Here is a 9112-nt window from a genome sequence, read left to right on the forward strand (position 1 = left end):
GCCCGCGCCGGTCCTCACCCGTACCGGCGAGGAACTCCTCGCGCTGACCGCCACGGCACCGCCGAGCGTGCCCGGCCGGGACGCCGCCCCGCACGACCTGGCCTACCTGCTGTTCACCTCGGGGTCGACCGGCGAACCCAAGGGTGTCCCGGTCAGGCACGGCAATGTCTGCGCCTACCTGGAGCAGGCGGTGCCGCACTACGGCCCAGGACCCGGTGACCGTGTGTCGCAGACCTTCGACCTCACCTTCGATCCGTCCGTCCTCGACCTGTACGCGGCCTGGGGCACGGGCGCGACCCTGGTGGCCGCCACCCGCGGAGACCTGCTGCGCCCGGTCCGCTTCGCGGCCACCCGCGCCCTGACGCACTGGAACTCCGTGCCCTCGGTGATCTCGCTGGCCGAACGCCTGCGGGCGCTCAAGCCCGGCAGCCTGCCGGGTCTGCGCCGCAGTATGTTCTGCGGCGAACCCCTGACCCTACGCCAGGCACGCGCATGGGCCGGGGCCGCCGTGAACAGCTCGGTGGACAACGCCTACGGCCCCACGGAACTCACCGTCACCTGCACCGGATACCGGCTCCCCGGCGCTCCCGGCGCCTGGCCGGACACGCCGAACGACACCGTGCCGATCGGTCCCCTGCACCCCGCCCTGGAAGGCCGCCTCCTCGACGGCGAACTGTGCGTACGCGGTCCCCAGCGTTTCGCCGGGTATCTCAACCCGGCCGACAACACGGGCCGCTTCCTCACCCCCGACGGCACCCCGTACGACCCCGCGACGCCACTCACACCCGCGCACTGGTACCGCACGGGCGACCGCGTGACGACGCTGCCGGAGTCCCCGGACTCCCCCGAAGCCGATGGTCCGCTTGCCTCCGGCACACCGCTGATCCACCTCGGCCGTGTCGACCAGCAGGTCCAGGTCCATGGCTACCGCGTCGAACTCGGCGAGGTCGAGGCCGCCCTGCGCCAACTGCCCGGGGTGGCGGAAGCGGTGGTCGTGGCCCTGCCGACCCCGGACGGCAGCATCGAACTCGCGGCCGTCCACACGCTCACCTCCGGCGCACCCCTCGCGGGGCTCCGTGAGTCCCCGCACGAGTCCCTACGCGAATCTTTGCGCCACCGCCTGCCGCCCTACATGGTGCCCGCGCGACTCACCCCGGTCCCGTCGATCCCGTTGAACGCGAACGGGAAGGTGGACCGCAGGGCCGTGGAGCGGCTGGTGGGGCGCGTGTGAGGCGAACCGCGCGTGCACCACGTTGGCCGGATTTTGTCGTGTGACGGCACATGCCAACGGCAATAGTCAGGATACGGCAGCCGTGTTGCTCACCACCGCTGGCGCACCCCGCGTACCGCTTCGCGATGCCGCCGGAGCGGCGGCGGGCAGCGACGGCTCTCCCGTTCTCTCTGATCACCTCGACGCGGCGAGGACCTCATGTCTGAGCAGCTTGATTCCTTCCGGCTCGTGCAGCGGCATCACACCACCGCCGTCGTCGTCGAACTGCACGGCGAGTTCGACGTCCTCTCGGCCGCGTCGCTCGATACCTGCCTGCACGCCCTGACCAGCGTGCCCGACCGGGACGTGGTCGTGGATCTGCGCCCCGCCACGTTCATCGACTGCAGCACCCTGGGTGTGCTGTGCGGCGCGCACCAGCGGCTGCGGACCGACGGCCGCCGGCTCCAGGTGGTCGTCACCCGCCCCCTCACCCTCCGCGTCCTGCGGCTCCTCCGGCTGGACCACACCTTCCGGGTCCTCGACACCTGGCCGCCGAGCGGCCGGGAGGCCAACGGGCGGATCACCGGCACCAGCCGTACGAGCCACTGCTAGGAGAGCAGGAGGCGACAGGTCTGCCCCGGCTCGATGACGACCGCGCGGTCCGGCAGCCGGATATCGACGGGGGAACGGTCGGAGGCCGGAACCGTGACCTCCATCGCCCCGTGCCGCAGCCGCACGCGTACGCCCCAGTGCCCCTGGAAGTGGAGGGAGAACCCGTACGAGGACAGCTCCGGGAGCGGCACCGGATCGAGCCACAGCGCGCCGGCGCGGGTCTCAAGGCCGGTCAGCCCGCGCTGCACCAGATCGAGGGTGCCCGCCATGGCGCCCAGATGGATGCCTTCCCCCGTGGTGCCGCCCTGCAAGTCGGCGACGTCGCCGCGCAGGGCCTCCAGACAGAACCGCCATGCCTCGCTCCGGCGGGCGCGGGCCAGCACCCAGCCGTGCACCAGACCGCTGAGGGTGGAGCCGTGGCTGGTCCTGCGCAGATAGTGATCGACCGTGCGCTGCCAGGTCGCGTCGTCGAGCCGGTATCCCAGCCGGGCGAGAACGGCGCGCAGTTCGGCGGGCGGGAAGAGGTAGCCGAGCATGAGGACGTCGGCCTGCTTGGAGGCCTGGTAGCGGTTGACCGTGTCACCCTCCGCCTCCAGGATGCGGTCCAGGCGCCGGATGTCGTCGTACCGCTTCCGGTAGCTGTCCCAGTCCAGTTCGGCAAGGTCTCCATAGCCGTGGAACTGACTGATGACGCCCTGGTGGAAGGGCACGTACAAGGTGCGGGACACGTCCTCCCACTGTTCGAGTTCGCCGCCGTCGAGTCCCGTGCGTTCGACGAGCTCGCGGTGACGCGGTTCGGGCAGCGACCGCAGCACGGCCAGGGTGCGCGCGAGCACCCAGGCGGCCGTGACATTGGTGTACGCGTTGTCGTCGATGCCCGGCGCCCGTGCTCCGGGGTACGCCTCGTGGTACTCGTCGGGGCCGACCACTCCCTTGATGCGGTGGCGGCCGAGGCTCTCGTCCCAGCGGGCCGCGTCCGCCCAGAAGCGTGCGATCTGGAGCAGTGTCTCGGCGCCGCGGGTGTGCAGGAACTCGGCGTCGCCCGTCGCCTCGTAGTACTGCCACACGTTGTAGGCGATCGCCGATCCGACGTGGTGCTGGAGCCGGGAATGGTCATCGAGCCAGCGCCCCGAGCGAGGATTGAGGTGCAGCCGCTGGGTCTCCTCGCGTCCGTCGCTGCCGCTCTGCCACGGGTACATCGCCCCGCGCCGGCCCGCCGAGGCCGCCGAGGCGCAGGCCTGTTCCAGACGGCGGTGCCGGTAGCGGAGCAGGGCGCGGGAGACCTCGGGGAGATGCAGGTTGAGGTAGGGCAGGATGAACAGCTCGTCCCAGAAGACATGGCCGCGGTACGCCTCACCGTGCAGTCCGCGCGCCGGTACCCCGACGTCCAGTTCCGCGGTGTGCGGGGAGAGGGTCTGGAGCACATGGAACAGGTGCAGGCGCAGAATGCGGCCCGCCTCCCCGGGAACGTCGAGTTCCGCCCTGCGCCAGAGCTGGTCCCAGGCCGTCAGATGCGTCTCAAGGAGTCGGTCGAAGCAGGGCGCCGCGTCCACGCGCGCGAGGGCCGCGCCCAACGGGTCGCTGATCGCCGGGTCGCGCGAGGTGTGGAGGGCGACCAGCTTGTCGACGGTGGCCTCGCGTCCCGGGGCCAGTGACAGGCGGAGCCGCTGGACGGCCCGCAGGGGCTCGTGCCGGTGCTCGGCCGGTGCCGGGGCGGTCAGTCGTGCCGCCATGGCGATCCGGATGTCGGAGGTGCGGGTGCGGCAGCGCAGCCACGCCGTGTCCGGGGTGTGGGTACCGGTGTGCACATGCGTCAGGTGACGGCCGTCCAGCGCGTGGTAGCGCGGCACCCCGTCGTTGGTGACACCGCCGTCGAGAGCCGCCTCGACATCGAGGTCACCGGCGAAACCCCCGGCGGTGAACTCGGTGCGCAGCGCGGCCAGATGTGGGTCGGCCATGTGCACGATCCGCTGCTGGCGCACGGTCAGTGACGCGCCTTCGCCCAGTCCGTAGCGCGTCCTGCGCTCCAGCAGCCCGGAGGAGAGGTGCAGGGTCTGTACGTGGTCGAGGACCGGCGCCGTGTCCGGGGTGAGCCACGCCCCGCCGTGGGGCCGGAAGCGCAGGGGCAGCCAGCCGGGAAGGTTGACCATGTCCTCGTTCTCGACCCGCCGTCCCGCGACGTTCGAGGACAGCCGGTTGAAACACCCCGCCGCGTACGTTCCCGGGTAGTGGGTGGCGTCGGCCGCGCATTCGGGCAGGGCGCCCCGGGTGGCGGCATAGCCGTTGCCCAGCGTGCAGAGCGCCTCCCTCAGACGCTCGTCCGCGGCCTCGTACCCCTCGAACGTCCACGTCCAGCCGCTCATGCCGGCGCTCCCCGCCCGAGCAGTCGCGCGAGGTCGCGGACGACGATGTCGGCGCYGTGCCGGAGCAGTCGCTCCCGCGCCGCTGCCTCGTCGGTACGGTCCACGCCGACGACGAGGGCGAAGCCGCCACGACGGCCCGCTTCCACCCCCGCGAGCGCGTCCTCGACGACGGCCGCGCGGGAGGCGGGGACTTCGAGGCGGCGCGCCGCCTCAAGGAACAGGCCGGGTCGCGGCTTGCCCGCGAGCCCGAGCCGCGCGGCCTCGCCGCCGTCCACCAGGACGTCGAAGAGGCCGAGGACGCCGGCCCGGGCCAGGAGTTCCCCGGCGTGCCGGGAGGCGGACGCCGCGGCCACGGGCACCGCCGCGCGGCGCAGCGCCTCGACCAGCCGGATGGTGCCGGGGTACACGGCGGCGCCGTGGGCGCGCAGCCCCTCGGTGAACAGGCGCTCCTTCTCCGTGGCCACGGCCCGCACCGCCCGCGCCGACGCCTCAAGGCCACGCGAGACGAGGAAGGCGGCGGCTCCGTCCCTGCGGGACTTGCCGTCCACGTACCGCAGGTAGTCTTCACCGGCGTCGAACGGGCGGCCCTGTTCGGCGGTCGCGGGCGGGTGCTCGGCCAGGTAGGTGTCGAAGGCGGTCTTCCAGGCGGCCGCGTGTGCGCGTGCCGAGTCCGTGATCACTCCATCGGTGTCGAAGACGACCGCCTCGATCTTCCGCCATACCGGTGCGAGCACGTCCGTGGTCTGTTCGGTCACCTCAGCTCCCCTCACGAGAAGGTCGCGACGACAGTCGGCGCCGGCAGCTCACAGGAGCTCGGGCACGACGGCCACCGGGCAGGGCGCGTGGTGCAGCAGGGTGTGCGCGACCAGACCCAGCTGGAGGCCGCGGTGGCCGTGTCGGCGACGTGCCCCGATGACCACGAGGTCGGCCGCCGCCGAGCGGTCGAGGAGCACCTTGTGTGCCGGACCCTCGGCGGTGGTGCGGTGCACCCGCACCGAGGGGTGATAGGCCTTGACGTCGTCGAGCACCACGTCCAGCTGGGCCTCGGCGGTCTTCCGGTGGTGGTGTGCGGGCTCGTCGGACAGCGCCTGGGAACCGTCGCTCTCACGTACCGGACAGCGCCAGGCGCGCACGGCATCCAGCAGGCACCCGCGTGCTGCCGCCTCCTGGAACGCGAACCGCACGGCTTCACCGCCGGTGCCGGATTCTCCGGCACAGAGCACGATGCGCTCGTGGTCGCCGGCGAGGGCCGTGCGATCACCTCGCACCACGATGACCGGGCAGTGGGCGCGCGCCGCGACGGCCAGCCCGACCGAGCCGAGCAGCACTCCCGTCAGTCCACCGCGCCCCCGTGAGCCGGTCACGAGAGCGGTGGCGTTGTTGCCCTCGCGCAGGAGGGCGGCGGCGGCCGCGTCGGGCACGATGCCGGTGCTCACCGCGACATCGGGGTGGCGTTGCCCGGCACGCGCCGCCGCGGAGGCGACGATGTGCTCCGACAGCACACGTCCGGGCGGGCGCTCCATGCCGTGGGCCGGCAGGGCGCCCTCGTACCGCTGCCACAGGGAGCCGTGGACCAGCCGCAGGGGCAGCTGGTGGCGGGCCGCCGCGTCCGTGGCCCAGTCGACCGCCAGCAGGCACGCGTCCGATCCGTCGACGCCCACGACCAGGGGAAGTGTCATCGTCTTCACCGCCCTTCACTGTGCCGCCCCACCGCGCGGCATGCGGCTCCGGCCGACTTCGGTTGCCGCGGGACTCACCGGCTGATCCGTCGGCCGGTGACCGTTGCCGGTGTCACGCGCACCCACAGGTCGCGCCGCCCACCGGCCCAAGGCGTGCTGTGCGCGCGCAGGTCGAGACCGCTCGCCTCCCCGGTATCCGTCACCGTCCGGGCACGGCCACGGATCAACACGCTCCAGCCCCGGCTGAACGCATCGTCGATGTGGTCCGCCTCGAAAACCACCTGGCGGCCGTCCGCGAGCGACGGCGCCGCACCGGGGGCGGTCCTGAAGACCACATCGCCGTCGAGGACGCTGTAGTTGACCGGCACGACGAGGAGACCCTCGCCGGTCGACAGGGCGAGCCTGCCCACCCCGTGCGAGGAGAGCAGGCTCCGGCACTCGCTCTCGCTCAGCTCCTCGAACCTCGGACCAGGGGCGACCCGGCCCCGGCCGGGCGGCTGTCCGGCGCCGCCGCCGGTCAGCTCCGTCACGGTGGTCCGCAGGGCGTCGGCGAGCTTGGCGAGTGTGCCCGCGGCGGGATGGGCCGTGGCGTGTTCTTCGAGGTGCCGGAGATAGCCGGGCGCCATGCGGGCCCGCGCGGCTGTCTCCGCGCGGCTCAGGCCGAGTTGTGCGCGCCGGGCCCGGAGGCGTCGGCCCAGATCGCCCGGGTGCGGTCGCCGGGTCCCCTCGCTCGTGCGGGTCAGCTCGTCCATGGGGGCAGCGTCCCACCTCTCCGGGCGGGTCTCGCAGAGGCCACTGGTCCCCGAACGGGGACCGGAAGCGTGCCGCCCGGACCGTACCCGGGGGCCGGGCGGCCCATGGCTCCGTGGCCGGGACGGCGGCACCCTGGAACCGGCAGTCCAAAGGTCCTCCGGGAGGCACGACATGATTGATCCGCCCCTCACCCTCGGCATGTTGCGCGCCCTGCCCGTCGAGCACCGGCAGCGGCTCATGCGCGTGGCCCGGGAGGTGTCGATCGCGCAGGGGACGCGCCTGTTCGAAGAGGGATCACGCGCGGATCGCTTCTGGATCATCCGCACCGGCACCGTCGAGCTCGACACCCGCGTGCCCGGCCGCCGGGCGGCCGTCGTCGAACGTCTCGGCCACAACGAACTGGTCGGCTGGTCCTGGCTGTTCGCGCCGCACGTATGGCATCTGGGCGCCGAGGCGGTGACTCCGGTCAGGGCCTATGAGTTCGACGCCGCGGCGGTGCGAGGCATGTGCCAGGACGATCCGGCGTTCGGCCGGGGCGTCACCCAGTGGGTCGGCGAGGTGCTGGCCCGGCGCCTGAGCGCGGCCAGGACACGACTGCTGGACCTGTACGCCCCCTACGGCGCGAGCCGGGCCCGCTGAGGCCGGGGAGGCGGAGGGTCCGCCCGGTGCCGGGAGGGCCGGTCGGCCCTAGTGCTTCCGGCCCCCGCACGTGATGATCGTCAGCACGGACTGCCCGCGGTCCGCACACCATCCGGGGAACGAGGGGACGACATGGCCGCAGCACGCACCTTCAGCGAAGAGAGCCCCATACGCGTGTTCCTCGTGGACGACCACGAGGTCGTCCGGCGCGGCATCATCGACCTCCTCGACGCCGAGCGCGACATCTCCGTGGTCGGTGAGGCGGACACGGTCGACCACGCCCTGACCCGGGGCCCCGCCCTGCGGCCGGATGTCGCCGTCCTCGACGTACGTCTGCCGGACGGCGACGGGATCACGGTCTGCCGCGAACTCCGCAGCCAGATGCCGTCGCTGGCATGCCTGATGCTGACCTCGTTCGACGACGAGGACGCCCTGCTCGACGCGATCATGGCTGGGGCGGCGGGCTATGTCCTGAAGCAGATCAAGGGGTCGGACCTGATCTCCGCGGTCCGCACCGTCGCCTCGGGTCAGTCGATGCTGGACCCCGCCACCACGGCACGGCTGATGCGTACCCTGCGCACCGACCCGGCCGGGCAGTCCGACGTGGCACCCGAGCTCGCGGGGCTCTCCCCGCGTGAGCGCGACATCCTCGCGCTGATCGGCGACGGACTGACCAACCGTGAGATCGGCAAGAAGCTCTACCTGTCGGAGAAGACCGTCAAGAACCACATCAGCCGCCTCCTGGCCAAGCTGGGCGTCCAGCGCCGGGTGCAGGCCGCGGTCATCTCCTCCCATCTGCGGCAGCAGGCGCCCGACGCACGCCTCGCCCCATGACGGCCGTCCGACGCGGGAGGCGGGCCGACGATGACGGCGGCGTCGGCCGGTACGCCGATCGTGGTCGCCGTCGAAGCCGGGCTGCCCCACCGAGCGGCCCTGGACTGGGCCGCCGACGAGGCCCATCGGCACCGGCTGCCGCTGCTCCTCGTCCTCACGCCGGGGTCTGAGAACGCCGGGTGCGAGCGGCCGGGCAGTGCGGAGGAGACCCTGCGTGCGGCCGTCGCCCGTGTCCACCGCTGTCATCCGGGGCTGCGCGTGACCGGTTCGGTCACCGGCGGGGCGGCCGTGCCGGAGGTGTGCGGGCAGGACCGACCGGCGGCGGCCGTGGTGCTCGGTGCGCGGCGGCCGGGCCGGTACGCGACGCTGTTCGGCGACCCCGCGGCGTCCGTCGCCCCGCCGGTCATCGCCCACGCCGCCTGCCCCGTCGTGATCGTCCGCGAACCCGCGCCGGCGGTGCGGCCGCACCCCGTGTTCGTCGTCGGAGTGGACGTCGGCCCGGACGGCCGCCGGCACTCCGCCGCGGCCCGGCACTCCGCCGCCGCCCTGCATCACGCCTTCGCGGAAGCCGCCCGGCACGAGGCCGCGCTGCGGGTGCTGTACGTCTGGCACACCTCGCTCCTGGGCACCCTGGACGAACGCGCGGCCGTCGCGGAGTGCGGACGCCTCCTCGCGCAGATGGTGGCGGGCTGCCGGGTCGTTCATCCGTACGTGGAGGTGCGTCACGCCGTGCTCCGGGGTGTGCCGGGCCGGGTGCTGGCCCGGGAGTCCGCGCACACCCTCGGTCTCGTCGTGGGGGCCCGGGGCTCCGGCGGCCCGCTGCCGCGCGACGCCACGCTCTGGCGCGTCCTGCGTCACGCACGCTGTCCGGTCATCGCCGTCCCCAGGCCGCCCATGTACCACCGGAGGCAGCGAAGGCTTCCGGTGCGGCGGGTCTCCCGGTGGTCGCGCAGAGCCGCGCGGCACTACGCCCGTCTGCTCTCCCGCATGGTCCTGCCGGGCCGGGCGGGACCGTACGGGGC

General features: G+C 73.2%; 9 protein-coding genes. 5 read left to right on the forward strand and 4 right to left on the reverse strand.

The window, feature by feature from the left end; genetic code table 11:
- Both AB8Z36_RS20985 and AB8Z36_RS20990 read left to right on the forward strand, forming a co-directional pair.
- Positions 1-1231 (forward strand): AMP-binding protein (locus AB8Z36_RS20985; protein ID WP_369214891.1); only part of this gene is annotated, 1231 nt, incomplete at its 5' end.
- A gap of 198 nt (positions 1232-1429) precedes the next feature.
- Positions 1430-1822 (forward strand): STAS domain-containing protein, encoded by a 393-nt coding sequence (locus tag AB8Z36_RS20990; protein WP_369214892.1) that lies wholly within the window; start codon positions 1430-1432, stop codon positions 1820-1822.
- Here the strand turns inward: AB8Z36_RS20990 and AB8Z36_RS20995 are convergent.
- The 4 genes from AB8Z36_RS20995 to AB8Z36_RS21010 form a co-directional block, all read right to left on the reverse strand.
- Positions 1819-4185, reverse strand: a complete 2367-nt coding sequence (locus AB8Z36_RS20995; protein WP_369214893.1) for a glycoside hydrolase family 65 protein — start codon at positions 4183-4185, stop codon at positions 1819-1821. The genes AB8Z36_RS20990 and AB8Z36_RS20995 overlap by 4 nt on opposite strands.
- Positions 4182-4940 carry an HAD family hydrolase gene (locus AB8Z36_RS21000; RefSeq protein ID WP_369214894.1) on the reverse strand — a complete coding sequence of 253 codons (759 nt, stop codon included), beginning with the start codon at positions 4938-4940 and terminating at the stop codon, positions 4182-4184. The genes AB8Z36_RS20995 and AB8Z36_RS21000 overlap by 4 nt, the downstream gene beginning before the upstream one ends.
- Before the next feature lie 48 nt (positions 4941-4988).
- Positions 4989-5864 (reverse strand): universal stress protein, encoded by an 876-nt coding sequence (locus AB8Z36_RS21005; RefSeq protein ID WP_369214895.1) that lies wholly within the window; start codon positions 5862-5864, stop codon positions 4989-4991.
- A 74-nt stretch (positions 5865-5938) separates the two neighbouring features.
- The gene (locus AB8Z36_RS21010; RefSeq protein WP_369214896.1) at positions 5939-6616 is read right to left on the reverse strand and encodes a pyridoxamine 5'-phosphate oxidase family protein; all 678 of its coding nucleotides are present in this window, start codon (positions 6614-6616) and stop codon (positions 5939-5941) included.
- Between the two features lie 172 nt (positions 6617-6788).
- Between AB8Z36_RS21010 and AB8Z36_RS21015 the strand changes: the two genes are divergently transcribed.
- The 3 genes from AB8Z36_RS21015 to AB8Z36_RS21025 form a co-directional block, all read left to right on the forward strand.
- Positions 6789-7256 (forward strand): Crp/Fnr family transcriptional regulator, encoded by a 468-nt coding sequence (locus AB8Z36_RS21015; RefSeq protein ID WP_369214897.1) that lies wholly within the window; start codon positions 6789-6791, stop codon positions 7254-7256.
- A 132-nt stretch (positions 7257-7388) separates the two neighbouring features.
- On the forward strand, positions 7389-8090 hold the full coding sequence (locus AB8Z36_RS21020) for a response regulator (RefSeq protein WP_369214898.1): 702 nt from the start codon (positions 7389-7391) through the stop codon (positions 8088-8090).
- A gap of 30 nt (positions 8091-8120) precedes the next feature.
- Positions 8121-9112, forward strand: a 992-nt coding sequence (locus AB8Z36_RS21025; RefSeq protein WP_369214899.1) for a universal stress protein, incomplete at its 3' end; no start/stop codon positions are given.

It is taken from the genome of Streptomyces flavofungini (assembly GCF_041028215.1).
Taxonomy (GTDB): Bacteria; Actinomycetota; Actinomycetes; order Streptomycetales; family Streptomycetaceae; genus Streptomyces; species Streptomyces flavofungini_B.